At 64.4% G+C, this 309-nt stretch carries 1 pseudogene; it reads right to left on the reverse strand.

The annotated features are described in order from the left end of the window. Positions 1-309 (reverse strand): annotated as a pseudogene (locus tag CK944_RS23720) (heavy metal translocating P-type ATPase); the annotation flags it as partial.

Below are 309 nucleotides of genomic sequence, written 5' to 3' on the forward strand. Positions count from 1 at the left end.
ATGCGCAGCGCCTCGAAGGCGCGTTTTGCCACCGGAACAAGGCCGATCAGGCAGGCGGCGACAAAGGCCCAGGAGCCGGCCTCTGCCGATGTCAGCATCTCGACCAACCAGGCGACGGACAGCAGAGCGCCGGTCAGGATGACAGCCCGGCCCTTTCCGGTCTGGTACCAAGACTTCTCCCGTTCGGCTGGAGCCTGAGCCTCAGGAGCCTCGTGCTGCATCGGAGCAGTGGAGCTGCTTTCATCCTGGTCCTCTGAGGTGCTTGTCCGGGAGGTCGGCATCGTGCCCGGCAACACGAATGCCTTCTTG

It is taken from the genome of Paracoccus sp. SY (genome assembly GCF_002901215.1).
In the GTDB taxonomy this organism is placed as follows: Bacteria; Pseudomonadota; Alphaproteobacteria; order Rhodobacterales; family Rhodobacteraceae; genus Paracoccus; species Paracoccus acridae.